Here is a 25,201-nt window from a genome sequence, read left to right as displayed (position 1 = left end):
GTTAACCCTAACGGACTGTTAATGCCCGCTGCTTCGTCGGAAAGACCGTTCCATGCCAGAGCTTCCCGAACTCACTTTCGCCGGCGACGACGCGACCGCGACGCCGGTCTGGATCGCGCCGGCCGCCACGATCAAGGCGGCTTTGGCCGGGGAGGGGGGCGACCTGCCCGCCGAGGCCGTGGCGCTCGCCCGCGCCAGCGGTTTTGAGCCTCGCGCCGGAAAGCATCTGTTTTTCGTTCAGGCGAGCGGCGCCGCCGGCGTGCTGTTCTGTCTGGACGAGGATGGCGAGCCCTTTCAGCTCGGCGCCTTGTCCGGTTTGCCCGAAGGGGTCTATCGGCTGGTCGGGTCGCTCGACAAGGCGGCGCTCGCCGCGCTGGGCTTTCTGCTCGGCTCCTATCGTTTTTCCCGCTACAAGAGCGCCAAGCCGGGGCCGCGCCTTGTCGCGCCCGAGGGCGTTTTGCGCGCGGAAGTCGAGGCTGAGGCCTCTGCGGTGGCGCTCGCCCGCGATCTCGTCAACACGCCCGCCAATGATCTCGGGCCGGATGAGCTCGAATCTTTCGCCCGCGCGGTCGCCGAAAAATTTGGGGCCGCGATCAATGTCGTCAAGGGCGAGGCGCTGGAGCGCGATTTTCCGCTGATCTATGCGGTGGGAAAGGGCTCGCCGCGGGCGCCGCGCCTGGTCGAATTGCGCTGGAAGCCGGAGCGGGCGCAAAAATTGGCCCTGGTCGGCAAGGGGGTCTGTTTCGATTCCGGCGGCCTCGACATCAAGCCCGAGAGCGCCATGGGGCTGATGAAGAAGGATATGGGCGGGGCGGCGGCGGCGCTGGCGGCGAGCGCCATGATCATGGCGGCAAACCTCGACGTTTCGCTTCGGCTGTTGCTGCCCATCGTCGAGAATTCGGTGTCGGGCGAGGCGTTTCGGCCTGGCGACATCTATCCCAGCCGCAAAGGGCTGACGGTGGAGATCGGCAACACCGACGCCGAGGGACGGCTGATTCTGGCCGATGCGCTGGCGCTGGCCGATGAAGACAAACCCGACCTGCTCGTCGATTTCGCCACGCTGACCGGCGCGGCGCGCGTGGCGCTCGGCCCGGACCTGCCGCCCTTCTACACCGAGGACGAGGCGCTCGCCGAGGCCATCGCCCGCCATGGCGCGCAGAGCAACGATCCGGTCTGGCGGCTGCCGCTGTGGAAGGCCTACGAATCAAAACTCGACGGCAAGATCGCCGATCTCAACAATGCGCCGGCCGGCGGCATGGCCGGGTCGATCATGGCGGCGCTGTTTCTCAAACGCTTCGTGTCGCCGGGCGTCTCCTGGGCGCATTTCGACATTTACGCCTGGAACCCGGCCGCGCGTCCCGGCCGTCCCGAGGGCGGCGAAGCGCAGGCGGCGCGGCTGATCTACAGTCTCGCCCGGGAAAAATTCGGTTTGGCAAAGCTTTCGTAATCTCGCAGGGTTACAAAGGGATAGAAAAACGAGCCCAACCTTGACCTACGACACGCGACTGACGCCGGCGCGGCCCGATCTCGCCGCCGAACACCTCCGGGAAACGATTGAGGCCAAGGCCTATGCGCCGGGCCGGCGCATGCAGGTGGTCCGCGCCTTCGTCGACGTGAAGCGCGCGCCCGACGAGACCGCGCCGACCGAGACCCAGGCTTTGTTCGGCGAGACGCTGATCGTCTACGAGCAGAAGAACGGCTATTGCTGGGCGCAGCTCGATCGCGACCATTATGTCGGCTATATCGGCGAGACCGCTTTGGCCGAAAAGAGTTTTCGGCCGGACCATCGCGTGCGCGCGCGGCACACGATGGTCTATTCGCAAGCCAACATCAAATCGCCGCCCGTCGAGGCCTTGCCGTTCGGCGCGGAGGTTCATGTGGTCTCCGCGAGCAAGGATTTTTCCGAGCTTCACAACGGCGGCTTCGTCTTCAGCCGGCACCTCGCGCCGACCGCGCGTCCCTTGAGCGATTTTGTCGGCCTCGCCGAAATGTTCTTGCACACGCCCTATCTCTGGGGCGGCAAGACCGACATGGGCATCGACTGTTCCGGCCTGGCGCAGCTCACGCTCCACGCCATCGGCGTTCCCGCGCCGCGCGACGCCGACATGATGGAATCAGGGCTTGGCCGTCCCGTCGAGGTCGACGACCGCCTGCGCGGATTGCGGCGGGGCGACCTGATTTTCTGGCGCGGCCATGTCGCCATCATGCGCGACGAGCAGACCATCATCCACGCCACCGCCCATTCGATGACGGTGATGATCGAGCCGCTGCAAACCGCGCGCGACCGCATCCGCTCCAACAATTTTTCCGAGATCACGGCGATCCGGCGGGTGTGACGGACGAGCGCATTTTCGAGCGAAGCGGAGGCCGGTTCGCGTGAAGAAAATGCGTCGAAACTTCTACGCGCCCTGCTTGCGGAACGACCAGGAGACCTCCGCAATGTCGGCGGCGTGTCCATGGATCACCAATTGAGCGCAGGGGCGCGGCCCCTCGGGCGCGGCGAAGAAAATGCTCTCTTCGATCGAGACCGGCAGCCCGCCCGCCTCGAAGGCCAAAACCCCCTCGGCGCCGACCAGCAGCGCGCCCCGCCCATTGTGGAGCGGCGAGGCGGTGATGCGGGGATGGAGATGGAAGCGCAGGGCGTAGGGAATGTCCGGGGGCGCGCCGGCGCCGATCAGCCGGTCGTGGCCGTGCAGCACCGTTCCGTCGGCGCTCAGGGCGAGCCGGCGTTCGTGGCGCAGCCCGTAACGCTTGAGATAGCCGTCATGGCTCGCCGTCACCGCGATTTCATCGGGGCGCTCCTCGCGTTCGCAGGCGACATGGGGGCCGGCCAGGATTTCGCCTGAAAATCTGCGCTCCAGCCCCTGTTTGCCCGCGATGATGCAGGAGGAGGTGTTGTCGAGGGTCAGAGTGGAATGGGCGGCGGTCAGGCGCGCGGTGGCGCGGAGATCCGCCCGGTGGCGGTTGGGCGCGCCGCAATTGACCACGACGCGCTCGCGTCCCAGCGAATATTCAAAGGACAGGCAGCCCGCATGGGCGGCGCGCGAAAACAGCGGCGGCGGCGGCGCGCCGACGTCGATGATCGCCACGCTTTCGCCGGCCGCCAGCCGCTGGTAGCCGGCATGCGGCGCGCTGACCAACGGGCCTGAGCGCGAATCCTGATAGGCGAGCAGGGTGGCGACGCGGTCCGGCGCGGTGACGCTCATGCCGTTGAACAAAGCCAGCGCGCCGTCGCCGTGGCGGAACATGCGCAAAGCCGGCGTCATCCGGTCGATGGCGTTCAGCAAGTCTTCGGGCGGCGGCAGGCCGCGCGCGGCAAAAGCCTGGCGCAGCGGCAGCAATTCGAACAGCAGGTTGACCAGGGTCTGCGGGTTGCGCGACAGCGGCCCGCCATCGGGCAGGATTTGCAGTTTCAACTGCTCCGCCAGGGCGGCCGAGGCGGCTTTCAATTGCGGCGCGGCGCCTTGCGAGCACAGTGCGAACGAGGTCATGGCGGTCGCGGCGAACAGCTGGGTTTCGCCGGCCAGCCCGACATCGAGACAGCGCTGCAACAGCTTGTGGCCCTTGACCAGCACGTCGATGAAACTTCGATAATCCTCGTATTCGACATTCTCCAGCAGCATGGGCGACTGGCTGAGCCAGGACAGGGCGCGCCGCGCCACCACATCCGGGCTCCAGGCCAGATGCCCCGAGGGCTCGCCCAGCAGCGTGATGAATTCCTTGACCAAGGCGCGGGCGTTGGCGCGCGCCAGCGCCGAATCCGCGGCGCGCATGTGCCGCAGCCAGCTGAAACCGTAGAGCACGCGCGCCCATTCGGCGGAGGGCGGTTTGAGCGCGAAGGGCGAGACGCCGCGGCTGTCGACGATCTTGCCGGCAAAGGTGAAGAAGCCGGCGTAAATGTCGGCGGCGATGGTGGCGTCGCCGGTGCGCAGGTCCTGCGGGGCGATGAGCAGCCGTTCCGGGGCCGGCGCGCCCCAGCGCGACACCAGATGCAGGGGCGCCATCAGCCCGGCGCGCGCGGTCCTGACGCCGCGCCCGGCGAGCAGGCGCAGAAGGACAAGGGGGGCGGGGGCGCTCGTTTGCGTCAAAGGCTATTGAACTCAAGACGTAGGACTGGTTTGCCCAACGCCACACGTTCGCCGATCAATGTTAAGGAGTCGTTAATCATGAAAGCGTTGGATGGCCAACACCTTCATGATTCAGCCTTTTGCGTGAGGCCGCTAGCCGAGCTTCTTCAGGCTGGCGATGAAGAATCCGTCGAGCCCGCGCTGGCGCGGATCGGGATCCGGCAACAAGTCCGGCAGCAGGCGCAGGTCGCCGTCCGGCGTCGCGGCTTGCGGGGGCAGGCCGAGCGCGATCGGATCGATCTTTTCGTGGGAGACGTCGGGATTGCGCCGCAGCAAGGCCGCGATCTGGGCTTCGCCCTCCTCGGGCTCCAGCGAGCAGGTGCAATAGACCAGCCGCCCGCCGCGTTTCAGCAGGGTCAAGGCGTGGTCGAGAATGCGCGCCTGGATGGCGGCGAGCGCCGCAATGTCCCCCGGCTTCTTGATCCAGGGCACGTCGGGACAGCGCCGGGCGGTGCCGGTGGCGGAGCAGGGGGCGTCGACCAGAATGGCGTCGAACGGCTCGGCCTTGAATTGCGCGGCGTCGCCCACGGCGATGGAGGCTTCCAGGCGCAGGCGGGCCAGATTGGCCGCGAGAATTTTGAGACGCTCGGCGGAGCGGTCGAGCGCGGTCACTTTTCCGCCGGCGCTGGCGAGTTGCGCGGTCTTGCCGCCGGGCGCGGCGCAGAGATCGAGGACGCGTTCGCCGGGCTTTACATCGAGCACGCGGGCGGGGAGGGCGGCGGAGGCGTCCTGCACCCACCATTCGCCCTCCGAAAACCCCGGCAGCTCGGGGATCGGCGTATGCGCCGCCAGCCGCACCGAGCCCGTGGGCAGCACGCGGCCGCCGAGCTTTTCCGCCCAGGCTTGCGCGTCGCTCTTCACGGTGAGGTCGAGCGTCGGCTCGTCGCGATGCGCGGCGGCGATCATCTGCGCCCGCTCCTCGCCATAGACGCGCCGCCAGCGCGCCGCCAGCCAATGCGGGGTGTCGTCTTCCAGCGGGTCGGACTGTTCCAGAAATTCCTCGCGCCGGCGGATCAGATTGCGCAGCACGCCGTTGACCAGATTGGCGAATCCGGCGCTTTTCGGATCGAGGCGCGCGGCGCGGACGGCGAGATCGACCGCGGCATGGTCGGGAATGTCGAGGAACAGGATTTGCGCGGCGCCGGCGATCAGAATCCATTCGAGCGAGCCGCAATTGCGCGGCAGGCCCTTTTCCACCAATTGGCTCAGCGCCAGCCGGATGGTGCCGAGGCGGCGCAGGGCGGCGGTGGCGATGGAGCGGGCGAGGCCCCTGTCGCGCTCGGCGAGGCCGGCGAGCCGCGACGGCGCGGCCTCGGCGGCGAATTTCTCGTCCAGGGTGTGGCCGCCCTGGATGACGTCGCCGATGATCGCGGCCGCCGCGACGCGCGCGGCGAGGCCGGGATGGGCCAGCGCCTCGGCGGCGGCCTGTTCGGCGGTTTGCGGTTTGGCCCTGCCCGTCTTTCCCGGACCCGGTTTCGATCGGCCGAAACTTGCCTTGTCTTTGTTCATGCGCTCGTGGTGGTGGGAGTTGCGCGCCGGCGGGTTTCCATTATGAATCGGCCGAAATTCTGTCTATCACAGCGATGGGTTGAATAAAATGAGCGATGCGCGGCCAGCAAGTGACGAAAAGCCCGTCCCGGCGAAGAAACTCTCGCCCGAGGCGCAGCGCGCGCTCGCCGAGGCCGAGGCGCGCCGCCGCGCCGCCCCGCCTGCGCCGGAGCGCCCCCAGGAATTCTGGGGGCCGTCCGGGCCCGAGCCGGTGCGCTACGGCGATTGGGAGCGCAAGGGCATAGCCAGCGATTTTTGACTTGATCTGTCGCTTCGCGCCCTCGCCCAATGGTTTTTTGCATCTGGGGCACGCCTATTCCGCCTTGATGAACGCGCGGCTGGCGCGCGCTCACGGCGGGCTCTTGTTGCTGCGGATCGAAGATATCGACCGCGAGCGTTCAAAGCCTGAGTTCGAGCAGGCGATGCGCGAAGACCTCGCCTGGCTCGGCCTGGACTGGCCGCGGCCCGAGCGCCGGCAATCGGAGTTTTTTGACGCCTACCGCGCGTTGCTGGAAAAGTTGCTGGCGCGCGGGCTGGCCTATCCCTGTTTTTGCACGCGCGGCGCCATCGCCGCAAAGGTGGTGGCCGATGGCGCGCGCGATCCCGATGGCTCCCCGCTCTATCCCGGCTCCTGTCGGGATATGTCGCCCGGTTTGCGTGCGCAAAAAATCGCGGCCGGGGAAAAATTCGCCGTGCGGCTCGACATGGCGCGGGCGCTGGCGGAGATCGACCGTCCGCTGAGCTATCGCGAGTTTTACGAAGGCGAGACGCCGCAGGGGATGGCGGCGCGGCCGGAGCTTTGGGGCGACGCCTTGATCGGGCGCCGCGACATTCCCGCCTCCTATCATCTGGCCTGCGTCCACGACGATTCCGCGCAGGGGGTGACGGATGTGATGCGCGGCGCCGACCTTGAAGCCGCGACCGGCCTGCATGTGCTGCTCCAGGCCCTGCTGGGTCTGCCCACCCCCGACTATCGCCATCACCGGCTGGTGCTGGACGAGGACGGCAAAAAACTGGCGAAGAGCAAGGGGTCCACAAGCCTTCAGGCGCTGCGCGACGCCGGCGTCACCAGCGAGGGTGTCCGGGCGATGCTGGGCGAGCGGATGGGGACACGATTTTAAGAGTCGATTCAAGTCTCTCGCTTAGGTTGTGCTGGCTGTTTCGCACAACCTTGCGACGACACCCGAGACATTCTCCATGACCCTTCCAAAACTTCACCTGCGCGGCAAGGCGCTGGCGCTTTTTGTTCCTGGCCTCGTCCTGGTCGCGGCCGCGGTGACGGCTTCCGTCATGTGGCTCGCGTCCGAAAGCCTCGACGCCAAGCTGAACGAGGACCTCAAGCTGCAAGCGCGGGTGATCGCAACCGCATTCGCGGACGTGGACACCCATGAAACCGTTGAAATCACGGATGGCGTGGTGCGCAAGGTTCAGACGCAGCGGATCCCGGAATTCAACGGCCACGATGTCGTCGACAAGGTTTCGACGGTGACGGGCGGCGTCGCCACCGTTTTCCTCTGGGATGAGGCCCAGGGCGATTTCGTCCGGCGCACGACCTCGATCACCAACGAAAAGGGCGAGCGCGCCATCGGCACGACGCTCGGCAAAGACCATCCGGCCTTCGCCGCATTGATGGCCGGGCGGATGTTCCGCGGCGAGGCGACGCTGTTCGGGCGGCCTTATTACACCCAATACGACCCCGTGTTCGGCCCGGGCGGCAAGGTCATCGGGGTTCTCTTCGTCGGCGTCGAGAAAAAATATTTTGTGGAGACGCGCCAGAGCCTGATGATGGGAATGGTCGTCGCCGCGACCTTGACCTTGGTCATCCTGTCCCTGATCGGCGCGATCGCCTTCAACCGGCTGTTCAAGCCGCTGGGCGACGTCAACAAGAGCGTCGCCTTGCTCGCGGACGATCGACTGGATGTCGCGATTCCCCACACCACCCTCAGCGACGATATCGGCGATCTCGCCCGCGCCCTGAGCGTGTTTCAAGAGCATGCCGTCGAGCGCCGCAAGCTGGAGCAGGCTCATGCCGAGCAGGAGGCGCTGCGCCGGCAGCGCGCCGAGCGGATCGAAGGCTTGATCCAGGCTTTCGAGCGCGTGACCGAGGGCGCGATCGGCGCTGTTTCATCGGCGGCGACCCAGTTGCAGGACGCCGCGCAAACCATGTCCGCCGCCGCCGAACAGACCAGCCAGCAATCTCTGGCGGTGGCCTCGGCCTCCGAGCAGGCCTCCGCCAATGTCCAGACCGCGGCTTCGGCGGCCGAGGAGCTGTCCGCCTCGGTGGCCGAGATCGGTCAACGCGTCAATGAATCCGCGACCATCGCGGCTTCGGCGGCGCGCGACGCCGAGGGCGCCGCCACAAAAGTGTCGCGCCTGTCGGAGGGCGCCAGGAATATCGGCGATTTCGTCGGGCTGATCACCAGCATCGCCGGCCAAACCAACCTGCTGGCGCTCAACGCCACCATCGAGGCGGCGCGCGCGGGCGACGCGGGCAAGGGGTTTGCGGTGGTCGCCAACGAGGTGAAGACGCTCGCCGAGCAGACGGCCAAAGCCGCCGCGGAGATTTCAGCCCAGGTCGAGCAGATTCAGGGCGCCACCGCGGACTCCACCCAGGCGATCGGCGCCATCACCGACACGATCCAGCGGATGGACCAGATTTCCGCCTCCATCGCCACGGCGGTCGAGCAGCAGGGCGCGGCGACCAACGAAATCGCCCACAGCGTCTCCCAGGCGTCGGCCGGCACGGCGGATGTGTCGAACAATATCGCCGGGGTGGCGCAGGCGGCGTCCAATTCCTCGGAAGCCTCGATGCAAGTGCTGGACGCGGCGGGGCGGCTCGCCGCACAGTCCGAGGAACTCCAAGAGGAAGTGCAGAAATTCCTGACCTCGGTGCGCGCGGCGTAGCGATGCGGGTGATCAGCGCGCCGCCCGGGCGGCGCGCCTCAATCGTTCTGCAAAATCATGTTGCGGACGATCGGATAAACCTGATTTTCCCACCTCTTGCCGCTGAAGACGCCGTAATGCCCGACGCCGGCCTGGAGGTGGTGCCGCTTGCGGAACGGTTTGAGCGTCGAGGCGAGATCATGGGCCGCCATGGTCTGGCCCACCGCGCAAATGTCGTCGCGCTCGCCTTCGACCGTCAGCAGCGCGGTCTTGCGGATCGCCTTCGGGTTCACCGTCCGACCCTTATATTGCAGCGTTCCCAGCGGCAATTGGTGGTCCTGGAACACCCATTGCACGGTTTCCAGGTAGAATTCTGCGGGCAGATCGAGCACGGCGAAATATTCGTCGTAGAACGCCTTGGTCTGGTTGGCCTTTTCCACCTCGCCGCCGGCGAGATGGTGGAACAGGTCGACATGGGCCTTCACATGGCGGTCGATGTTCATCGCCATGAAGGCGGAGAGCTGGACGAAACCGGGATAGACGCGCCGGCGCGCGCCCTTGTAGCGCCAGGGCACGCGGGCGATGAGATTGTTCTCGAACCAGGACATCGGCTTTTCCCGGGCGAGGTCGTTGACCTTGGTCGGGGCGATGCGCGTGTCGATCGGGCCGGCCATCAGCGTCATCGACGCCGGCTGGGCCGGATTGTCGTCCTCCGCCATCACGGAGGCCGCGACCATGGCCTGCACGCAGGGCTGGCACACCGCGACAATATGGGCGCCGGGGCCGATATGTTCGAGGAAGCGGATCACATGGGCGACGTAATCGTCGAAGCCGAACCGGCCGTCGTCGACGCTCACGTCGCGGGCGTTGTGCCAGTCGGTGATGTAGACGTCATGGTCGGACAGCAGCGTGCGCACGGTCGAGCGCAGCAGCGTGGCGAAATGGCCCGACAGCGGCGCGATCACCAGCACCCGGGGCTGCGGCGTCGCCACATCCTTGCGAAAATGCAGCAGGGTGGCGAAAGGGGTGACCAGCGCCGCCTCCTCGACGATCTCCACCTCGGCATTGCCGACGGTCACGCTGTGCACGCCATAGGGCGGGCGCTCGTGGGTGAGGCCGGCGCGCTCCACCATTTCATAGGCGGCCGTGATGTTGCGCAGCAGGGGATTGGCGTCCGCATGCCCGTTGAGCATCCCCAGGGCCATACGCGCATAGGCCTTGACCGGCGCCATGAGGTCGGACTGGGCTTGATAAGCGCGATACAGCATTTGCGGACTTTTCCCTTTCTCTCGATCCCGAGAACCGGGAGCTTAACATCTTTGTTGCAGGGCAAAAGCGTCACAATTGACAGATCGTCGCATACCAATGGCTAATGGCGAAGCCTCAAGGGCTTGCGGTCTTCCCGGACCGCCGGGTCCAGCACTGTCCGGCAATTTGCACATTGCTTGCCGGGAACGCCTGCTTTAACTTCGCTGGGGCAGGGAGCGTGACAATGGCCAAACCGGTCCTGACCATCAGCAGCAAGAATTATTCGTCCTGGTCGCTGCGGGGATGGCTTCTGTGCAAGATCGCCGGGCTCGAGGTCGAGGAGCGGCGCGTGCCGATCGACGACGCCGACGCGCGCGCCGAATTGTTGTTGCTGTCGCCCTCGTTCCGCACGCCGGCGCTCGACCATGACGGCGTGCATGTCTGGGACACCCTGGCCATCGCCGAATATCTGGTGGAGGTTCGCCCCAAGGCCGGCCTGCTGCCCGCGGACCGCGCCGCGCGCAGCCACAATCGCTCGGTGTCGGGCGAAATGCATTCCGGCTTCGCCAATCTGCGCTCGGCCCTGCCGATGAACATCAAGGGGGATTTCCCCAATTTCCGCATCTGGTCGGGCGCCAAGCCCGATATCGCCCGCATCACGCAGATTTTCCACGAATGCCTCGACCAGTATGGCGGCCCGTTCCTGTTCGGCGCCAAGCCGACGGTCGCCGACGCCATGTTCGCGCCGGTGTGCTCGCGCTTCGCCACCTATCATGTGGCGCTGGATTCCGATGCGGCCGGCTATCGCGACCATATTTTGAACTGGGCGCCGATGATCGAATGGGCCGAAGGCGCGCGGGTCGAGCCCGAGGAGATGGAAGAGCTCGACGTCGAGTTCTAGCGCCGGTCGCGCGAAGAACCCCTCATCCGGCCGCTGCGCGGCCACCTTCTCCCGCAAGGGGAGAAGGGAAGAGGCTGAATCCTTGAGCTTTTTATTGAATCGCGCTCTGCGGAGGCGAACCCTTCTCCCCTTGCGGGAGAAGGTGGATCGGCGCGAAGCGCCGAGACGGATGAGGGGGCTTATTTCCCCAGCGCCCGCCACAGCAAAAGCTTGTCCTCGTCGTCCAGCGGCGCGGCCGCGCCGGGCGGCGGCATGGTCGAGGTCAGCACCGCAGCGCGAAGAATCGCGGCGGCGTTTTTTTCGACCGTGGCGCGATCGGAAAAATCCAGGCCGGCGGGAGGCCGCGACAGGCCGGGCCAGGCGGGCGTCGCGGAATGGCACCAGCCGCATTTCTCTTCGATCAGGCTATGCGCCGCCGCGGGGCCGGGGCGAACCAGTTGCGAGATCGCCTGTCCCGCCGAGAGCGCCGTCTTTTCCTCGGGCGCCCTGGGCCAGGCCAGCGCCAGCAGCGCCGCCAGCGCCAGGGTGGCGGCCGCCGCGAGCGCCCAATCGGCGCCGGCGCCGCGCGCGCTTGAGGAAAAACCGGCGCGCCAAGAAACCGGCGGCGAGCGCGAAGATCGCGACGCCGATGCGATGCGGCCCGGAAAACAGCAGCGGCGCATGGCCCGCGAGCATGAAGAAGACGACGGGCAGCGCCAGATATTGGTTGTGCAGGGCGCGCGCGCCCGCCTTTTTCGCCTCGGACTCGTCGGGCGCCTCGCCGGCGCGCAGCGCCTTCAATCGGCGGCGCTGCGCCGGGGCGATGATATGGGCGATGTTGCCGGCCATCAGAGTGGCCAGATTCGCGCCGATCAGCGGGAAGGCGGCGCGTCCGGCGAACAGCAGGCACATCAGCGCGCAGAGCGCCGCGCAAAATCCGAACAAAGCGAAAAGCCCGGCGTCGCCCTCGAGCCGCGTCAGCCGGAAAAAGAGTTCATAGACGAGCAGGACCGCCGGCAGCATGGCCAGCGCGACGGTGATCGCCGCCCAGGGCGCGGCGTCCCAGAGTTGCGGGTCGATCAGATAGAGCCGTGGCTCCGCACAAAAAATCATGCAGATCAGCGCGAAACCGCTGAACCAGGTGGCATAGGCCTCGAATTTGAAGGTGAGCGCCGGCTCGTCCGCCTCGGCCTGCGTCGTGCGCGACAGGCGGAAGGAGGCGCCGCCGTTGAGGAACAGCGCGCCCTCGCCCTTTCGCAGCGCCAGATCGAGCCGCAGCAGGGCGAAGGCCGAGCCCACCCAGACCATGGCGGCGACCACATGCAGCCAGCGCAACAAAAAGGCGGCGTCATCGAGCAGCAGGTCGAAAAACATGCGTCAGATCCAGGTTTTGGACCCGCGAGAATACCAGCGATAGCCCGCGAGCACGACCAGAATGGTGAACAGCGCGGCGAGCGTGACGTCGGACAGATAGTGTCCGCCATAGGCGATGCGCAATGCGGCGGTCGCGGCGGTGAGCAGCAGCGCCGCGGCGACCGCGTAAGGGCGCGCCGGCGGCGGCGCCAGCAGGGCGGGCGCGAGCGTCCAGGCGGAGGCGCCGGCTTCGCCCGAGGCGAAGGAGCAATTGGTCTCGCATTGGCCGCGGAAATCGTACCAGGGGCGGAAGTCCCAGGCGCCGCCGAACTCTTTGCTCAGCACCGGGCGCGGGCGGCCCGAATTCTCCTTGAGCGCGCCATTGAGCAGCAGCCCCGGGCCGAGCGCCAGGGTGGCGACGAGAAAGACGATCGCGCGGCCGTCGGGCCCCCTGCGGAGGCGCCCCAGGCGCCGCAGGGCGTAGGCGACCAGGAAGCCGGCGAGAACGAGATAGGGCGCGTCCCAGAACAAGCGCCGCGCGGCGTCTCCGGTCGCGGTGGCGGCGCCGACAAAGCCGCCGTCGCGAAAAAACATCCGGGAGACCGACAGGTCCAGCTCCGGCGCGAACGCGAACAGTCCCATGCAAACGAGCGTGAGGATGATGACGAGGCGGTTCGTCGATGGCGGCGGCACGTCTTCCCCTCTTTTGGAACGACTAGCCTCTAGCCGTGTTTTAGGTCAAGTTCCACCCTTGGAGACGCAAATCTTCGTAACCCCTTGAGAGGAGTTGAAATTGCGCCACCTGGATTTTTGGTACGAATTTGCGAGCACTTATTCCTATCTTGCGGTTCTACGGATCGAGGCGCTGGCGCGCGAGGCGGGCGTCGCGCTGCGTTGGCGGCCGTTCCTGCTCGGTCCGATTTTTTCCGCCCAGGGCTGGCTGAACTCCCCCTTCAACCTTTATCCCGCCAAGGGCCGTTACATGTGGCGCGATCTCGAACGCATCTGCGCCGCGCGGGGGCAGCCGTTCACGCGCCCGCCCGGGTTTCCGCAGAATTCGTTGCATGCGGCGCGTCTGGCGCTGGCCGTGCCCGAGGCGCGCCGTCCCGATTTCTCCCGCGCGGTTTTTGTTGCGCAATTCGGGTTCGGCAAAGTGATTTCCGACGAGACTTTGCTCGCTGGCGTTCTCGCCGAGCTCGACTTGCCCGCCGATCTGCTGGAAAAGTCCAAATCCGACCCCATTCGCGCGCTGCTGCGCGAGGAGACCGAAACGGCCAAGAAAATCGGCCTGTTCGGCGCGCCGAGTTTTGTCGCGGCGGACGGAGAGATTTTTTGGGGCGACGACCGGCTGGAACAGGCGCTGGACTGGCGCGGCCGGGCGTGAACGCCCGGAATGGATTCGTCAAGGAATTCATGCTTGGTTTCGGCAAGCTCTCTTTGGAACGCCCATAATGCCGTTGCCGGAACTCACGCCCGAGGAAATCGAACGCTATGCGCGCCACATCTTGTTGCGCGATGTCGGCAGCCCGGGTCAGCGCAAGCTCAAGGCGGCGAAGGTCGCCGTCATCGGCGCGGGCGGACTCGGCGCGCCGCTTTTGCTCTATCTTGCGGCGGCGGGGATCGGGCGGCTGAAAATCATCGACGACGACAAGGTGTCGCTGTCCAACCTGCAACGGCAAATCCTGTTCGCCGACGAGGATGTCGGCGCGGGCAAGGCTTTGTTGGCCGCGGAGGCGGTGAAGCGGCTCAATCCCAATGTCGCCTGCGAGGTCGAGGCCGTCAGGCTGACCGCGTTGAACGCGGGCGCGCTGATCGAAGACTGCGACATTGTTGCCGACGGCTCCGATAATTTTGACACGCGCTATCTCGTGTCGGACGCCTGTTTTTACGCGAAAAAGCCGCTGGTGACCGCGGCGGTCGGGCAGTTCGACGGGTCGCTCACCACCTTGCGTCCGTTCGAGACGGGGCCGGACGGGACGCCGAATCCGACCTATCGCTGCCTGTTCCCGCAAAAGCCGCCGCCGGGCGCGATTCCGAGCTGCGCCGAAGCCGGGGTGCTGGGCGCGCTCACTGGCATGGTCGGGGCGCTGATGGCGCTGGAGGTGATCCGGGAGATTGTCGGCTTCGGCCGCTCGATGGTGGGGCGTCTGGCCTTGTTCGACCTCGCCAATATGCGTTTCGAGACGCTGAGCTATGGCTGGGACGAGGACAACCCGCTGAACGGGACGCGCCCTTCTCCCCTTGCGGGAGAAGGTGGCGCGTAGCGCCGGATGAGGGGGCGCCGGTCGCAGGGACGAACCCCTCATCCGGCCCCTTCGGGGCCACCTTCTCCCGCAAGGGAGAAGGAGAGGCCCCGCTGCTTGTTCCGCTCAGATCGACGCGACCACCGCGATTTCGACCTTGTATTCCGGCGCGACCAGCTTGGCCTCGACCGTGGCGCGGGCCGGCGTGGCGCCTTCGGCCACCCAGGCGTCCCAGGCCAGATTCATGTCGGCGAAGGTCTTGATGTCGGCGAGATAGATCGTCGCCATCATGATCTTGGTCTTGTCGGTGCCGGCCTCGGCGAGCAGCTTGTCGATCTGGCCCAAAATTTCCTTGGTCTGCTCCGCGACGGAGGAGCCCGCCTTGGTTTCCGCCACCTGGCCCGCGAGGTAAACGATGTCGCTGCGCGCAACGCCCTGGCTCATGCGCTTGCCAGGGTGAAGTCTTTTCAGGCTCATGGAATTCTCCTTGATCTATCGGGTCGGCGATAGACCAAGGCGCGCGTAAAGGTCAATGCCCTTCGCCGTGGCTGGAAATCCGATCCATCCAGGCCAGCAGCACCGCAGAGAGCACGAAGGTCATGTGGATGCCCACCGTCCAGGCCAGTTCCTGGTTGGTGCGGTTGTTCATGTCGAGCAGCACGCGCAGGGTCTGGATCGCCGAAATGGCGACGATCGACGACATGAGCTTGAGTTTGAGCCCGTTGAAATCGATGGTGCGCATCCATGTCGGCCAGGAGGCCTGTTGTTTGGTGGCTTCGGCGCCGCCGTCGGGCTCGTCGAGGTGGTCGATGCGGGAGACGAAATTCTCGTAGCCGGCGAAGATCACCAGCACCACCAGGGCGCCGGTGAAGGTCAGGTCGATCAGGCTGAGCGAATCGAGCACCACCGAGGTTTCGGTGGCGCGGAACACCGTCGAGACGACATGATAGACATGCATCTCGGCCTGGACCAGCAGCGCCAGCAGGCAGAGAATCAGCGCCAGGAAGAAGGGCGCCAGCAGCCAGCGGCTGGCAAACAGCAGCGTTTCGAGCGCCTTCTCAACCTTGCCAAAACTCATGCCCAAACCTTTCGAAAACGTCTTCGACGAAATTCAGCGGGCGGTCGCCCGCCCGTATCTATTCGGATTTTTGTTCAGGCCTCAAGCCCAATCGGGCAGGAAACCCCGCTGCCGCCCAGGCCGCAATAGCCGCTGGGATTTTTGGCGAGATATTGCTGATGATAGTCCTCCGCGAAATAGAACGGCCCCGCCGCCGCGATCTCCGTGGTGATCGGCCCGTAGCCGTGCCGCGACAGAGCCGACTGATAGGCCGCCTTCGAGGCTTCCGCCGCGACGTGCTGCGCCTCGCTGGTGTAATAGATGGCCGAGCGATATTGCGTTCCCATGTCATTGCCCTGGCGCATGCCCTGGGTGGGGTCGTGGGATTCCCAAAAAATCTTCAGCAGCTGCGCCAGGGAGATTCGTTCGGGGTCGAACACCACCTGCACGGTCTCCGCATGGCCGGTCATGCCGGAACAGACCTCCTCATAGGTGGGGTTCGGCGTGTGACCGCCGGAATAGCCGACCGCGGTGACATGGACGCCCCGGGCCTGCCAGAACTTGCGCTCGGCGCCCCAAAAACAGCCCAAACCAAACTGGATGATCTGCGTGTCCCTGGGATAGGGCGGCTGCAGCGGCATCCCCAAGACAAAATGTCGCGGGCCCGGGTCTATCGCTTGCGCACGGCCCGGAAGCGCCTCCGCTGCGCTGGGCAGTTTCAGCTTTTTTCCGTAGGCAAACATCGACGCCTCCTATAGCGTTACCGGACTGCAATGAACGCATGACTCCCATGCTGGGGCGTCATGACGGGGCGGACCTATGGACTGGGACAAGCTACGCATCTTTCACGCCGCCGCCTCGGCCGGCTCATTCACCCATGCGGGTGAAGCGTTGCATCTGAGCCAGTCCGCCGTCAGCCGTCAGGTAAGCGCTCTCGAATACGATCTCAAGACCACGCTGTTTCACCGCCACGCGCGCGGCCTGCTGCTCACCGAACAGGGCGAGATGCTGTACCGCACGGTTCAGGAGGTTTTGGCCAAGCTCGAGGGCGCGCGTCTGCGCCTCTCCGATTCGCGCGAAAAACCGCGCGGCGAGTTGCGCGTCACCGCCAATACCGGGTTTGGCGCCTCCTGGCTCGCCCCGCGCCTCGCCGAATTCCGCGAGCTTTACCCCGACATCACCGTCACCGTGATCCTCAGCGACGACGAACTCGACCTGTCGATGCGCGAGGCCGATGTCGCCTTGCGCCTGCGCGAGCCCACCCAGAGCGACCTGATTCGCCGAAAACTGTTTTCGCTGACCTATTCGGCCTATGCGTCGCGGGCCTATATCCAGCGCTTCGGCCAGCCGCAGAGCGCCGCCGATCTCGACGGCCACCGCATCCTCGCCTTCGGCGTCTCCGGCCCGGCCTATCTCAACAATCTCAACCTGCTGCTCTATGCCGGCCGCGACGCGAAAAAGCCGCGCGAGCCCTCGATTTCGATCAACAATCTGTTCGCCGTGCGCCAGGCGGTGGAGCGCGGCGCCGGCGTCGCCATCCTGCCCGATTATGTCATCGACGCCTCCTCGCCGTTGACCCGGCTCGACCTGCATCTCGATATGCCGGTGTTCGACTGCTGGCTGGCCTATCCCGGCGAAATGAAGAATGTCGCGCGCATCCAGGCTTTTCGGGACTTTTTGGTCGCCAACGCGTCTGTGTGACCCATGTGGCTTGACGATTTTGCGCCCTTTCAAGCCCTTGACCTGTTCGCGCGCGAAAACCTGGCGCGGCTGCCCGAGGTTAAGATTCCTAAGGGCAAGATCCTGTTTTCGGCGGGCTCGCCCTGCCAGGGCTTTGTCATCCTGCTCGAAGGCTGTGTGCGCGTTGGCGTCACCGGCGAAAATGGCCGCCGTCTCGTGCTCTACCGGATCGCGCCGGGCGAGACTTGCGTGCAGACCACTCTGTGCCTGATGGGCGCGCTCGATTATACCGCCGAGGGCGTCGCCGAAGCCGATTTGCGCCTGGTCGTGATCCCGCCGCCGCTGTTCAAGCGGCTGATGCGCGACTCCGGGGCGTTTTCCGAATTCGTGTTCGCGCGTTTTGGCGCGCGGCTCGCTGAAATGACGCGGCTGGTCGAAACCATCGCTTTTTTGCGCGTGGATGCGCGGCTGGCCGGCGCCGTGCTTTTGCGCGCAGGGAGCGGGTCCTGCTTCGAGGCGACCCACCAGGAGCTTGCGGAAGACATTGGCGCGGCGCGCGAGGTGGTCAGCCGGCAGCTCGCCCTGTTCCAGCGGGCGGGGCTGGTGCGGCTTGCGCGCGGCCGCATCGAGATCGGCGACCGCGCCGGTCTGGAAGATTTGTCGAGTTCGTGACCGAAGTCACCGACCGAACGTCACGCCCGGGCTAGACAGGCGCATGGCTTTTTACAGAGGAGACGCGCCATGAGAAATGTCGGCCAGCTCGATCGCCTTGTGCGGATCATCATCGGCCTTGCGCTGATTTCACTGGTTTTTGTCGGCCCGCAGACGGCCTGGGGCTGGATCGGCGTGCTGCCGCTCATCACCGGCCTTGTCGGCTGGTGCGGCCTTTACACCGTGCTCGGCTTGAACACCTGCAACAAAAGCTGAGCGCGCTGAGCGCGGGGGGCTTGATCGCGCCGCAAAAATTTGGCAGAAGCACGGCTCCAATTTCCGGCTGAGGGAGAACCCCGGCCAAATCCGGGGTAGACAATGAAAGTCCGTAACTCGCTCAAGTCGCTGCGTACGCGTCATCGCGACAACCAGTTGGTCCGCCGCAAGGGCCGCGTGTACATCATCAACAAGACCCAGAAGCGCTACAAGGCCCGCCAGGGCTGAGGTTTTTGGGCTTCGCACAGAATTTTGAGAACCCCGGCCTTGCGCCGGGGTTTTTCGTTGGGCGTCTTGAAATTGCCGGCGCGCCCTCGCATCATAAGTGTGATGAAGTGAGAGGGGCAGAGGCGCTCGGGCATGGCGGAAATCGAACGACTCACGATCACTCTGCCGGCGGAAATGGCCGCGGTGGTCAAGGCCGCCGTGGCTGAAGGCGATTACGCCTCGGCCAGCGAGGTGGTGCGCGACGCCTTGCGCGATTGGAAATCCAAGCGTTTGCTTCAGCTTCAGGACCTTGCGGCGCTCCGCGCGGATATCGACAAGGGGCTGTCCGACGTCGCCGCCGGCCGGGTGAAGGCTTTCGATCCCGATGCGATCATCGAACGCGGGAGGAAGCTATTAGCGGGCCGCTCGACCTCCGCCTGACCGACACGGCGGAAGCCGATCTTGCGGAAATTTGGGCTTATGTCGCCAGCGAAAGCTCCGAAGCCGCGGCAAACCGATTGATCGCGAAAATCGCAGACGCTTTTGTTCGCATTTCCGAGTTCCCCCTCGGACACCCGAAGCGTCTGCAGCTTGGCCTTGATCTGCGCGTGGCCTTTTCAAGCCGTTACGCGATCTACTATCAGCCGAAGGAAAACGAGGTCATTGTCCTGCGCGTTCTGCACGAGGCGCGCGACATTGGCGCGCTCGCCGAACGGGGCGGGTTTTCGACATGACGGACGCCTTCAATCTCCAGCGGTTTGTCGACGCCCAAGCTGACGTGTTCGACCGGGTCGAGGCGGAATTGCGCTCCGGGCGCAAGCGCAGCCATTGGATGTGGTTCATCTTCCCGCAACTCGCCGGGCTCGGCTTTTCCCAGATGGCCCAGTTTTATGCGCTGGACTCGCTGGAGGAGGCGCGCGCCTATCTCGCCCATCCGAGTCTCGGGCCGCGCTTGCGTGCGTGCGCCAAATGGGTGTGCGCCGTCGAGGGCCGCGGTCTTGGCGAGATTTTCGGCGCGCCGGACGATGCGAAATTCCGCTCCTCCATGACCTTGTTCGCCCAGGCCGCGCCGCAGGAGCCGATTTTTGCCGAGGCGCTCGCGAAATTGTGTGGCGGACAGCCCGACCCGGCGACCCTGGAGCTGTTGGCCCGGGCGCGCAAATCTGTTTGACTGCCCTCATGAGACGCATTCTTGTGGCCTTTCTCGCACTCGGATTGAGCGCGGCGCAGGCCGGCGCGCCGCCGCGCGCAAACCTCCTCGATGGGCTGTTCCAAAAGCTGCGGCAGGCGGAAGACCCGCAAACCGCCGCGCAATTGCGCGGCATGATCGCCGCGCTGTGGAGCCGTTCAGGCTCGCCGACCGCCGACCTGCTGATGGCGCGCGCGGAGACCGCCCTGCGGGCGCAGAACGCCGATGTCGCGGCGAAACTTTTGGATCGGGTGGTCTCGCTCTATCCCGACTGGGGGCAGGCTTGGCGGCGGCGCGCGCAATCGGCGGTCGAGGACGGCGACCGGGATGCCGCCATGCTCGACCTGTCCAAGGCGCTCAGCATCGAGCCGCGCGATTTTCTGGCGATGCGGCAATTGTCGGAACTGTTGCGCGACAGCCGGAAGGCGGAGGCGCTCGATCTTTTGCGGCGCGCCGCCGAATTGGACCCGCAGGATGCCGGGCTGGCGCATGAGGTGGAAGCGCTTTCGCGGGAGGTCGAGGGGCGGGGGATTTGATTTACTCCCCCGCTTGGGGCGCGGCTGGTCCCGGGCATCCACGTCGGCCCGCTGGGGAAAACCTCCGGCAGTTCGCATTGCGGCGCCGCGTGGATGGCCGGGACGACGCCCGGCCAGGACGACATGAAGTTGCATCGTCATGCGGACGTTCGCCTATCTGTAGAACCGACAATTTCCCCTGACAGCCGTGCGCTTGGGGGGAGACGGGCAGGGGCGCGATCCTCGACGTCGTCGAGACAGCTTTCCTGATGACATCGAGGCCAACGCCCCAGCCCCTCACCCTAACCCTCTCCCCGCAAGCGGGGCGAGGGGACGGCGCTCACCTGGAATTCCATCTGTGGTTGCAGGCTGAGCGTTCGAAATGGTGAAAAAGCGCGCGAATTCTATGAAAATCGTGATGATTCCTGCGCAAAACCGGCCATTTTTCACGCCCACAACCCGAGGGTTGCGCACGAGATGTTGAGGCGGCGCCTGCGCGCGCTTTTGCGGCCGGGAGCCGTTTTGCGTTTTACGACAACGGCTTGAATGGAATCGTCGGCGAAAGATGTTTCACGTGAAAACAAAACATGAACAAAATCTGGTGGCTTTGACGTTTTCACCTTGGTGACGGGCGGGGCGCGCGTTTCACTTTCACACCAGCGGAACCGTGATCCTTTCGATCATCGCTTTCGTTTCCGGCCGCACGCCTCGCCATTTTTGAAAAGCCTCCGCCGCCTGCTCGACCAGCATGCCCACGCCATCCACGCATTTTTCGACGCCGGCTTCGCGCGCTAAGCGCAGGAACGGCGTCAGGCCCTTGCCATAGGCCAGATCATAAGCCAGCGCGCCGCGCGCAAAATTTTTCGGCGCAACCGGCGGCGCCTCGCCGCTCAGCGTCGCCGAGGTGGCGTTGAGCACGAGATCGTAAGCGTCGCGCAAATCGGCATAGGCTGCAAAATCCAGCGCTTTGGCCTCCGGGAACAAAGCGCGCAGCTCTGCTTCCTTGCCGGGCGTGCGGAACGCCACCGTCAGGCGCGCTGGCCCTCGCGCCAGCAGCGGACCGAGCGCGCCGCGCGTCGCCCCGCCCGTGCCCAGCACCAGCACGTTTTTGCCGGCCACGGCGAAACCCAGATTGGCCTCGATGTCACGGGCGAGGCCGATCCCGTCATAATTGGCGCCTTCGGCTGAGTCGCCCTCGAACGTCAGGCAGTTGACGGCGCCGGCTTCTTCCGCCGCCGAGTCGCGCCGCGTGGCGTAGGCGAAAGCGTCCATCTTGAAGGGCACGGTGATGTTCAGTCCGCGTAGGCCTTTTTTCCGCCATGCGTCCACGGTCTCGGCGAAGCGGCCGAGCGGTCCCTCGATGGCGATGTAATCCAGGTCCTGGCCCAAAACTTCGGCAAAACCCTTGTGGATCAGCGGCGACTTGCTGTGCGAGATCGGGTTGCCGATCACGGCGTAAAGTTCGGTCATAAAATCCTCTAGAGCAGGCGGCGGGCGATCTTGCCGTTGCGGGTGCGCGGCAGCGCGTCGAGAAACACATATTTCTTCGGCTGCTTGTAGCCCGCGAGTTTTTGCGCGCAATGGATTTTGAGCGCCGTCTCGTCCACGGTGGCGCCGGGCGCGCGGACGACAAAAGCGCAGATCACCCGCACGTCCGCCCGCACCTCGCGTTCGGCTGCGGCCGCATCGGCGACGCCCGGCGCCGCGCAAAGGACGGCCTCGACCTCGGCGGGCGAGACGCGAAAACCGCCGGCGTTCATGAGATCGTCGGCGCGCCCGTGCAGCCAGACGTAGCCGTCGTCGTCGACATGCGCGACATCGCCGCCGACAAACCATTCGCCGCGAAAGACCTCGGCCTCGGCCTCGGGATTGCGCCAATAGCCGAGCATCAGGCCGGGATCGGAGCGATGCACGGCGATCAGACCGCTCTCGCCGGGGGGCAGGGGCGTCTCCCCGCTTTCGAGCGGCAGGATTGCAACGCGTCGCCCAGGCTGCGGTTTTCCCGGCGATCCCGGCCGATAGGGGACGGAAGGCCCGGTGGAGATGTAGGTCGAGATTTCGCTCATGCCCAAGGCTTCATAGAGCGGCTTGCCGGTTTTTTCCCAAAAAGTTTGGGCGAGCGCGGGTGGAAGGGCTTCGCCGGCGACAAGGCCATGGCGCAGGCTGGCGAGGTTTTGGGGGACAAAATCATCGTGGCGCAGCATCTGGCGGTAGACGCCGGGGACAGCGGCGAAAACCGTCGCGCCGAACCGGGCGATCAGTTTTGGCCACAGGCTGGCGTCGGCGGGACCGTTGTAAAGCACGGATGTTGCGCCCCGCCGAAACGGGTCCATGAGCCCGACGCCGAGCGTGTAGGTCCAGTTGATCGCGCCGGCGTGCAGCACGATATCGTCTTCGCCAAAACCTTCCCAGGCGTCGAGCATGGGGTCGCGTCCGAGCACGACGCGCTGGGCGTGCAAAACCCCCTTGGGTTTGCTCGCCGTGCCCGAGGTGTAGATCAGATAGGCCGGGTCGTCTGGGTCGGTGTCGGCATAGTCGCGGGGCGGGTGTTGGGCGAGGCGCAAAAGTTCGGGGTCGCCGATCACGCGCACGCCGCCGGCCGCCTGCAGGGTCTCCGAACAGATCAGGAGGTCGGCTTGCGAATCCGCGACGAGATGGCCGACCTCGTCCACGGTGAGCTGGGCGGAGGAGGGCAGGGCGACATAGCCGGCGGCGATGGCGGCGAAAAAGCTCAGGACGTAAAAAAGGTCGTTGCCGCGGCGGATGACGATCCGCGCGCCCCTGGGCAGGCCGAGGCTGGAAAAGCCGGCGGCGAGGCGGCGCACCGCGAGGTCCAATTCGCCGAAAGTGAGGGTTTGGGATCCGTCGGCGCCGGCGAGGATCAGCGCGGTTTTGTGCGGGCGCAGCGCGGCGTTGTCGCGCAGACAGCAGGCGGAGAGATTGAAGGTCATGGCCCTTCGATGGGCGCCATTTTCGGCGCGCGTCAAGGCCTCAGCCGGCGGCGCGGCGCTGCGCGGAGGTTTTGGCGCTGCGCACCACGCTCTTGGCGCGCGGTTGTACCGCCATTGTGTCGGGATCGTAGAGCGCGACCATGTTGCGCCCCGCGCGCTTGGCGGCGTAGAGCGCGGCGTCCGCCTTGCGCAGCAGGTCGTCGATCTCCTCGCCGGGCTCGCCGATGGCGATGCCGAACGAGCAGGACAGGTTGACGGCGGCGCGGTCGAGATCGATCTCCTGCATAGCGATCTGGCGGCGCATCCGCTCCGCCTTGCGCCAAGCCTCCGCGGGATCGCCGATGTCGAGCAGGACGGCGAATTCCTCGCCGCCGAGCCGCCCGACAATGTCGCTCTGGCTCTTCAGGCAGTCGGCGACGGCGCGGATCGCCCTGTCGCCGGCGGCGTGGCCGTGGCTGTCGTTGATCGCCTTGAAATGGTCGATGTCGGCCATCACGCCGGCGAAGGGCGCGCCATGCTCCGCGCACAATGTCGCGGCGCGCTGGAAGAAGGCCGGGCGGTTGTAGAGGCCGGTGAGGCCGTCCCGCGTCGCCATTTCGATGAGCTTGTGCTGCATCTGGTTCAGGCGCTCGGCGGCGCGCAGGCGCGCATAAAGCTCGTCGGCGGAGATCGGCAATTGCAGCACGTCGTCGGCGCCGCAATCCAGCGCCTCGATGAACTCCTGCGAGGACAGCGGCGGCGCGACCAGACAGACATAGACCGGCCGCTCGAAGCTCGACAGCAGCCGCGCGTCCCAGCAGATCTCGGCGCCGGCGCTCGCGTCCGTGGCGTTGACCACGACGAAGGCGTTGATGCTCTGGTCGCGTTCGAGATGGTCCAGCCCCTCGCGGGCCTGCGCGAAGGATGTCACCTCATGGCCGCGCGTCTCGAGCATCGACGTGATCGAGGCCTGGAGATCCTGATCAGCCGCGACGAGAGTGACTTGCATGGGGGGCAGGACCTGGAAAGCTGGCGGTCCGCGCGACCGCCTTCGCCGCAGAAAATAATGAACAATTATGAGCGCGCCGTTAACGCGTTCGTCAGCATGCGGCGGCTCGCCCGGGGGGCGCCGGATGCCAGCTTCGCGCAAGCATGCAAGCGCAAAAAAGGGGGGAGCCAAAGGGCAGGAGCAGCACAATGGGTCTCTATGACGCCATGAACGCCAGTGTGACTGGCATGAATGCGCAATCCAATTATTTGAGCAATATCGGTCAGAACATCTCCAATTCCTCGACCGTCGGCTACAAGCAGGCGGACACTGAGTTTTCGACGCTCGTCAACAGCGCCGGCGTCGGCCAGACGCAGGTCGGCGGCGTGACCACCACCACCCGCGTCGCCGCCGCCGGACAGGGCACGATTTCCGGGACGAGCTCGACGACCGACCTCGCCGTCAAGGGCCAGGGCTATTTCGTCGTTTCCGACAGCTCGGGACAGAACTATCTCACCCGCGCCGGCTCTTTCGTTCCGGATGCCAGCGGCAATCTGGTGAATGCGGCGGGCTATTACCTGATGGGCTACAGCCTTGCCAATGGAACGCCGACCATGGCGTCCAATTCGCTCGACGGCATGCAGGTCGTCAATATTGCGTCCTCCGGCCTCTCGGCGACGCCGAGCACGACAGGGACCTTCACCGCCAACCTGCCGTCCACGGACACGGCCGGGACCGGCACGGCCAGTTCGAGCAATTACAACGAAAAAACCTCGATCGTCATGTACGACAGCCAGGGCGCTGCGCAGACGATCAACGTCTATTTCCTGAAGACGGGCGCGAACAGCTGGGACGTCCAGGCCTATGACGCGAACAATCTGGCCACGTCGATCGGCAATACGTCGCTGTCCTTCAACGCGTCCGGCAAATTGTCCGCGGCGGCCTCGCTGAGCATTTCGGTCCCCGGCTCCGGCGGCAACACCATGGCGCTGGACCTCTCCGCCATGACCCAACTCGCGGGCGCCTATACGGTGTCGACATCGGAGGTCAATGGCAACGCCGCCTCTGCCGTCAAGTCCGTCAACATCGGCACGGATGGCACCTTGTCCTACCAGCTCGCCAATGGCTCGACCATTCCCGCCTACACGATTCCGCTCGCCAATGTCGCGAGCCCGGAAAACCTTCTGGTCGGCTCCGGCAATGTGTTCTCGCCCAACCTGCTGTCGGGACAGGCGACGGTCGGCACCGCGGGCACCGGGCAGTTCGGCTCGATCAAGTCGAGTTCGCTCGAGCAATCCACGGTCGATGTGGCGACCGAACTCACCAACATGATCGTTGCCCAGCGCAACTACCAGGCCAATTCCAAGGTGTTCTCGACCAGCGCGCAATTGATGGACACGCTGGTCAACCTGCAGGTCTGACAAAA

The 25,201-nt window shown here is 65.6% G+C and carries 28 protein-coding genes; 17 read left to right on the top strand and 11 right to left on the bottom strand.

The genetic code is table 11. The features are described from left to right. The first annotated feature begins 52 nt into the window (after nt 1-52). Entirely contained in the window at nt 53-1,447 is a 1,395-nt protein-coding gene (locus M2320_RS12190; protein ID WP_264597507.1) for a leucyl aminopeptidase family protein, read from the top strand. 40 nt (nt 1,448-1,487) lie between these two features. Further along, nucleotides 1,488-2,336, top strand: a complete 849-nt coding sequence (locus tag M2320_RS12185; RefSeq protein ID WP_264597506.1) for an NlpC/P60 family protein — start codon at nt 1,488-1,490, stop codon at nt 2,334-2,336. Nucleotides 2,337-2,399: 63 nt separating this feature from the next. Here M2320_RS12185 and M2320_RS12180 read toward each other — a convergent pair whose 3' ends face one another. Both M2320_RS12180 and rsmB read right to left on the bottom strand, forming a co-directional pair. Beyond that, nucleotides 2,400-4,088 carry a heparinase II/III family protein gene (locus M2320_RS12180; RefSeq protein WP_264597505.1) on the bottom strand — a complete coding sequence of 563 codons (1,689 nt, stop codon included), beginning with the start codon at nt 4,086-4,088 and terminating at the stop codon, nt 2,400-2,402. 132 nt (nt 4,089-4,220) lie between these two features. Next, entirely contained in the window at nt 4,221-5,636 is a 1,416-nt protein-coding gene (gene rsmB, locus M2320_RS12175; protein WP_264597504.1) for a 16S rRNA (cytosine(967)-C(5))-methyltransferase RsmB, read from the bottom strand. 88 nt (nt 5,637-5,724) lie between these two features. Between rsmB and M2320_RS12170 the strand changes: the two genes are divergently transcribed. The 3 genes from M2320_RS12170 to M2320_RS12160 all read left to right on the top strand — a co-directional run bounded on the left by M2320_RS12170 (nt 5,725) and on the right by M2320_RS12160 (nt 8,579). Then, nucleotides 5,725-5,934 (top strand): DUF1674 domain-containing protein, encoded by a 210-nt coding sequence (locus M2320_RS12170; RefSeq protein WP_184428326.1) that lies wholly within the window; start codon nt 5,725-5,727, stop codon nt 5,932-5,934. Between the two features lies 1 nt (nt 5,935). Continuing rightward, on the top strand, nt 5,936-6,796 hold the full coding sequence (gene gluQRS, locus M2320_RS12165) for a tRNA glutamyl-Q(34) synthetase GluQRS (RefSeq protein WP_425540678.1): 861 nt from the start codon (nt 5,936-5,938) through the stop codon (nt 6,794-6,796). 76 nt (nt 6,797-6,872) lie between these two features. Next, nucleotides 6,873-8,579 carry a methyl-accepting chemotaxis protein gene (locus tag M2320_RS12160; RefSeq protein WP_264597503.1) on the top strand — a complete coding sequence of 569 codons (1,707 nt, stop codon included), beginning with the start codon at nt 6,873-6,875 and terminating at the stop codon, nt 8,577-8,579. A gap of 38 nt (nt 8,580-8,617) precedes the next feature. Here M2320_RS12160 and M2320_RS12155 read toward each other — a convergent pair whose 3' ends face one another. Continuing rightward, complete coding sequence (locus M2320_RS12155; protein WP_264597502.1) at nt 8,618-9,826, bottom strand: polyhydroxyalkanoate depolymerase; 1,209 nt, start codon at nt 9,824-9,826, stop codon at nt 8,618-8,620. 224 nt (nt 9,827-10,050) lie between these two features. Between M2320_RS12155 and M2320_RS12150 the strand changes: the two genes are divergently transcribed. Further along, the gene (locus tag M2320_RS12150; RefSeq protein WP_184428329.1) at nt 10,051-10,707 is read left to right on the top strand and encodes a glutathione S-transferase family protein; all 657 of its coding nucleotides are present in this window, start codon (nt 10,051-10,053) and stop codon (nt 10,705-10,707) included. A gap of 405 nt (nt 10,708-11,112) precedes the next feature. Here the strand turns inward: M2320_RS12150 and M2320_RS12145 are convergent, their stop codons facing one another. Then, nucleotides 11,113-12,060 carry a urate hydroxylase PuuD gene (locus tag M2320_RS12145; protein WP_264597501.1) on the bottom strand — a complete coding sequence of 316 codons (948 nt, stop codon included), beginning with the start codon at nt 12,058-12,060 and terminating at the stop codon, nt 11,113-11,115. A 3-nt stretch (nt 12,061-12,063) separates the two neighbouring features. Beyond that, entirely contained in the window at nt 12,064-12,732 is a 669-nt protein-coding gene (locus M2320_RS12140; RefSeq protein WP_264597500.1) for a phosphatase PAP2 family protein, read from the bottom strand. A 100-nt stretch (nt 12,733-12,832) separates the two neighbouring features. Here M2320_RS12140 and M2320_RS12135 point away from each other — a divergent pair, with 100 nt between their 5' ends. Both M2320_RS12135 and M2320_RS12130 read left to right on the top strand, forming a co-directional pair. Beyond that, the gene (locus M2320_RS12135) at nt 12,833-13,423 is read left to right on the top strand and encodes a 2-hydroxychromene-2-carboxylate isomerase (protein WP_319801433.1); all 591 of its coding nucleotides are present in this window, start codon (nt 12,833-12,835) and stop codon (nt 13,421-13,423) included. A 67-nt stretch (nt 13,424-13,490) separates the two neighbouring features. Then, on the top strand, nt 13,491-14,303 hold the full coding sequence (locus M2320_RS12130; RefSeq protein WP_264597498.1) for a HesA/MoeB/ThiF family protein: 813 nt from the start codon (nt 13,491-13,493) through the stop codon (nt 14,301-14,303). 105 nt (nt 14,304-14,408) lie between these two features. On the opposite strand, the gene M2320_RS12125 is transcribed toward M2320_RS12130, so the two are convergent. From M2320_RS12125 to msrA, 3 genes are all read right to left on the bottom strand, one after another. After that, complete coding sequence (locus M2320_RS12125) at nt 14,409-14,759, bottom strand: RidA family protein (RefSeq protein WP_155446181.1); 351 nt, start codon at nt 14,757-14,759, stop codon at nt 14,409-14,411. Between the two features lie 52 nt (nt 14,760-14,811). After that, the gene (locus M2320_RS12120) at nt 14,812-15,360 is read right to left on the bottom strand and encodes a TIGR00645 family protein (protein ID WP_264597497.1); all 549 of its coding nucleotides are present in this window, start codon (nt 15,358-15,360) and stop codon (nt 14,812-14,814) included. 74 nt (nt 15,361-15,434) lie between these two features. After that, a complete protein-coding gene (msrA, locus tag M2320_RS12115; RefSeq protein WP_264597496.1) occupies nt 15,435-16,082 on the bottom strand; it encodes a peptide-methionine (S)-S-oxide reductase MsrA in 648 nt (215 codons plus the stop codon). A 76-nt stretch (nt 16,083-16,158) separates the two neighbouring features. Here msrA and M2320_RS12110 point away from each other — a divergent pair, with 76 nt between their 5' ends. The 8 genes from M2320_RS12110 (at nt 16,159) to M2320_RS12075 (ending at nt 19,878) form a co-directional block, all read left to right on the top strand. Continuing rightward, a complete protein-coding gene (locus M2320_RS12110; RefSeq protein WP_184428336.1) occupies nt 16,159-17,040 on the top strand; it encodes a LysR family transcriptional regulator in 882 nt (293 codons plus the stop codon). Between the two features lie 3 nt (nt 17,041-17,043). After that, nucleotides 17,044-17,691 carry a Crp/Fnr family transcriptional regulator gene (locus tag M2320_RS12105; RefSeq protein WP_264597495.1) on the top strand — a complete coding sequence of 216 codons (648 nt, stop codon included), beginning with the start codon at nt 17,044-17,046 and terminating at the stop codon, nt 17,689-17,691. A 69-nt stretch (nt 17,692-17,760) separates the two neighbouring features. Beyond that, on the top strand, nt 17,761-17,946 hold the full coding sequence (locus M2320_RS12100) for a YgaP family membrane protein (RefSeq protein WP_184428338.1): 186 nt from the start codon (nt 17,761-17,763) through the stop codon (nt 17,944-17,946). A 102-nt stretch (nt 17,947-18,048) separates the two neighbouring features. After that, the gene (gene ykgO / locus M2320_RS12095) at nt 18,049-18,174 is read left to right on the top strand and encodes a type B 50S ribosomal protein L36 (RefSeq protein WP_088521155.1); all 126 of its coding nucleotides are present in this window, start codon (nt 18,049-18,051) and stop codon (nt 18,172-18,174) included. A gap of 132 nt (nt 18,175-18,306) precedes the next feature. Then, a complete protein-coding gene (locus M2320_RS12090) occupies nt 18,307-18,594 on the top strand; it encodes a ribbon-helix-helix domain-containing protein (protein ID WP_264597494.1) in 288 nt (95 codons plus the stop codon). Then, nucleotides 18,567-18,887: a type II toxin-antitoxin system RelE/ParE family toxin gene (locus M2320_RS12085; protein ID WP_264597551.1), complete on the top strand. Its 321-nt coding sequence runs from the start codon at nt 18,567-18,569 to the stop codon at nt 18,885-18,887. The genes M2320_RS12090 and M2320_RS12085 overlap by 28 nt, the downstream gene beginning before the upstream one ends. Next, on the top strand, nt 18,884-19,324 hold the full coding sequence (locus M2320_RS12080) for a DUF1810 domain-containing protein (protein ID WP_264597493.1): 441 nt from the start codon (nt 18,884-18,886) through the stop codon (nt 19,322-19,324). Before M2320_RS12085 ends, M2320_RS12080 begins: the two co-directional genes overlap by 4 nt. A gap of 8 nt (nt 19,325-19,332) precedes the next feature. Beyond that, nucleotides 19,333-19,878 carry a hypothetical protein gene (locus tag M2320_RS12075; RefSeq protein WP_264597492.1) on the top strand — a complete coding sequence of 182 codons (546 nt, stop codon included), beginning with the start codon at nt 19,333-19,335 and terminating at the stop codon, nt 19,876-19,878. Between the two features lie 630 nt (nt 19,879-20,508). Here the strand turns inward: M2320_RS12075 and aroE are convergent. The 3 genes from aroE to M2320_RS12060 are packed head-to-tail and all read right to left on the bottom strand — an operon-like array spanning nt 20,509 to nt 23,796. Then, complete coding sequence (aroE, locus tag M2320_RS12070) at nt 20,509-21,327, bottom strand: shikimate dehydrogenase (protein WP_264597491.1); 819 nt, start codon at nt 21,325-21,327, stop codon at nt 20,509-20,511. Nucleotides 21,328-21,335: 8 nt separating this feature from the next. Next, nucleotides 21,336-22,808: a class I adenylate-forming enzyme family protein gene (locus M2320_RS12065; RefSeq protein ID WP_264597490.1), complete on the bottom strand. Its 1,473-nt coding sequence runs from the start codon at nt 22,806-22,808 to the stop codon at nt 21,336-21,338. Between the two features lie 40 nt (nt 22,809-22,848). After that, nucleotides 22,849-23,796 carry a diguanylate cyclase gene (locus M2320_RS12060; protein ID WP_264597489.1) on the bottom strand — a complete coding sequence of 316 codons (948 nt, stop codon included), beginning with the start codon at nt 23,794-23,796 and terminating at the stop codon, nt 22,849-22,851. Nucleotides 23,797-23,984: 188 nt separating this feature from the next. On the opposite strand from M2320_RS12060, the gene M2320_RS12055 reads away from it, so the two are divergent. Continuing rightward, a complete protein-coding gene (locus M2320_RS12055; protein ID WP_264597488.1) occupies nt 23,985-25,196 on the top strand; it encodes a flagellar hook protein FlgE in 1,212 nt (403 codons plus the stop codon). The last annotated feature ends 5 nt before the right edge of the window (nt 25,197-25,201 follow it).

This window comes from Rhodoblastus acidophilus (assembly GCF_025961575.1).
Classification (GTDB): domain Bacteria; phylum Pseudomonadota; class Alphaproteobacteria; order Rhizobiales; family Beijerinckiaceae; genus Rhodoblastus; species Rhodoblastus acidophilus_C.
The sequence above is the reverse complement of the archived record's forward strand: the minus strand, read 5'-3'. Positions and strand labels throughout refer to the sequence as shown.

What these genes read in the sequence shown, in the direction of transcription:
- aroE (WP_264597491.1), bottom strand. Translation starts at nt 21,327, where the DNA reads ATGACCGAACTTTACGCCGTGATCGGCAACCCGATCTCGCACAGCAAG.
- M2320_RS12080 (WP_264597493.1), top strand. Translation starts at nt 18,884, where the DNA reads ATGACGGACGCCTTCAATCTCCAGCGGTTTGTCGACGCCCAAGCTGAC.
- M2320_RS12145 (WP_264597501.1), bottom strand. Translation starts at nt 12,060, where the DNA reads ATGTTTTTCGACCTGCTGCTCGATGACGCCGCCTTTTTGTTGCGCTGG.
- M2320_RS12090 (WP_264597494.1), top strand. Translation starts at nt 18,307, where the DNA reads ATGGCGGAAATCGAACGACTCACGATCACTCTGCCGGCGGAAATGGCC.
- rsmB (WP_264597504.1), bottom strand. Translation starts at nt 5,636, where the DNA reads ATGAACAAAGACAAGGCAAGTTTCGGCCGATCGAAACCGGGTCCGGGA.
- M2320_RS12055 (WP_264597488.1), top strand. Translation starts at nt 23,985, where the DNA reads ATGGGTCTCTATGACGCCATGAACGCCAGTGTGACTGGCATGAATGCG.
- M2320_RS12190 (WP_264597507.1), top strand. Translation starts at nt 53, where the DNA reads ATGCCAGAGCTTCCCGAACTCACTTTCGCCGGCGACGACGCGACCGCG.
- M2320_RS12060 (WP_264597489.1), bottom strand. Translation starts at nt 23,796, where the DNA reads ATGCAAGTCACTCTCGTCGCGGCTGATCAGGATCTCCAGGCCTCGATC.
- M2320_RS12150 (WP_184428329.1), top strand. Translation starts at nt 10,051, where the DNA reads ATGGCCAAACCGGTCCTGACCATCAGCAGCAAGAATTATTCGTCCTGG.
- msrA (WP_264597496.1), bottom strand. Translation starts at nt 16,082, where the DNA reads ATGTTTGCCTACGGAAAAAAGCTGAAACTGCCCAGCGCAGCGGAGGCG.
- M2320_RS12110 (WP_184428336.1), top strand. Translation starts at nt 16,159, where the DNA reads ATGGACTGGGACAAGCTACGCATCTTTCACGCCGCCGCCTCGGCCGGC.
- M2320_RS12160 (WP_264597503.1), top strand. Translation starts at nt 6,873, where the DNA reads ATGACCCTTCCAAAACTTCACCTGCGCGGCAAGGCGCTGGCGCTTTTT.
- M2320_RS12105 (WP_264597495.1), top strand. Translation starts at nt 17,044, where the DNA reads ATGTGGCTTGACGATTTTGCGCCCTTTCAAGCCCTTGACCTGTTCGCG.
- ykgO (WP_088521155.1), top strand. Translation starts at nt 18,049, where the DNA reads ATGAAAGTCCGTAACTCGCTCAAGTCGCTGCGTACGCGTCATCGCGAC.
- M2320_RS12170 (WP_184428326.1), top strand. Translation starts at nt 5,725, where the DNA reads ATGAGCGATGCGCGGCCAGCAAGTGACGAAAAGCCCGTCCCGGCGAAG.
- M2320_RS12120 (WP_264597497.1), bottom strand. Translation starts at nt 15,360, where the DNA reads ATGAGTTTTGGCAAGGTTGAGAAGGCGCTCGAAACGCTGCTGTTTGCC.
- M2320_RS12155 (WP_264597502.1), bottom strand. Translation starts at nt 9,826, where the DNA reads ATGCTGTATCGCGCTTATCAAGCCCAGTCCGACCTCATGGCGCCGGTC.
- M2320_RS12075 (WP_264597492.1), top strand. Translation starts at nt 19,333, where the DNA reads ATGAGACGCATTCTTGTGGCCTTTCTCGCACTCGGATTGAGCGCGGCG.
- M2320_RS12065 (WP_264597490.1), bottom strand. Translation starts at nt 22,808, where the DNA reads ATGACCTTCAATCTCTCCGCCTGCTGTCTGCGCGACAACGCCGCGCTG.
- M2320_RS12125 (WP_155446181.1), bottom strand. Translation starts at nt 14,759, where the DNA reads ATGAGCCTGAAAAGACTTCACCCTGGCAAGCGCATGAGCCAGGGCGTT.
- M2320_RS12100 (WP_184428338.1), top strand. Translation starts at nt 17,761, where the DNA reads ATGAGAAATGTCGGCCAGCTCGATCGCCTTGTGCGGATCATCATCGGC.
- M2320_RS12130 (WP_264597498.1), top strand. Translation starts at nt 13,491, where the DNA reads ATGCCGTTGCCGGAACTCACGCCCGAGGAAATCGAACGCTATGCGCGC.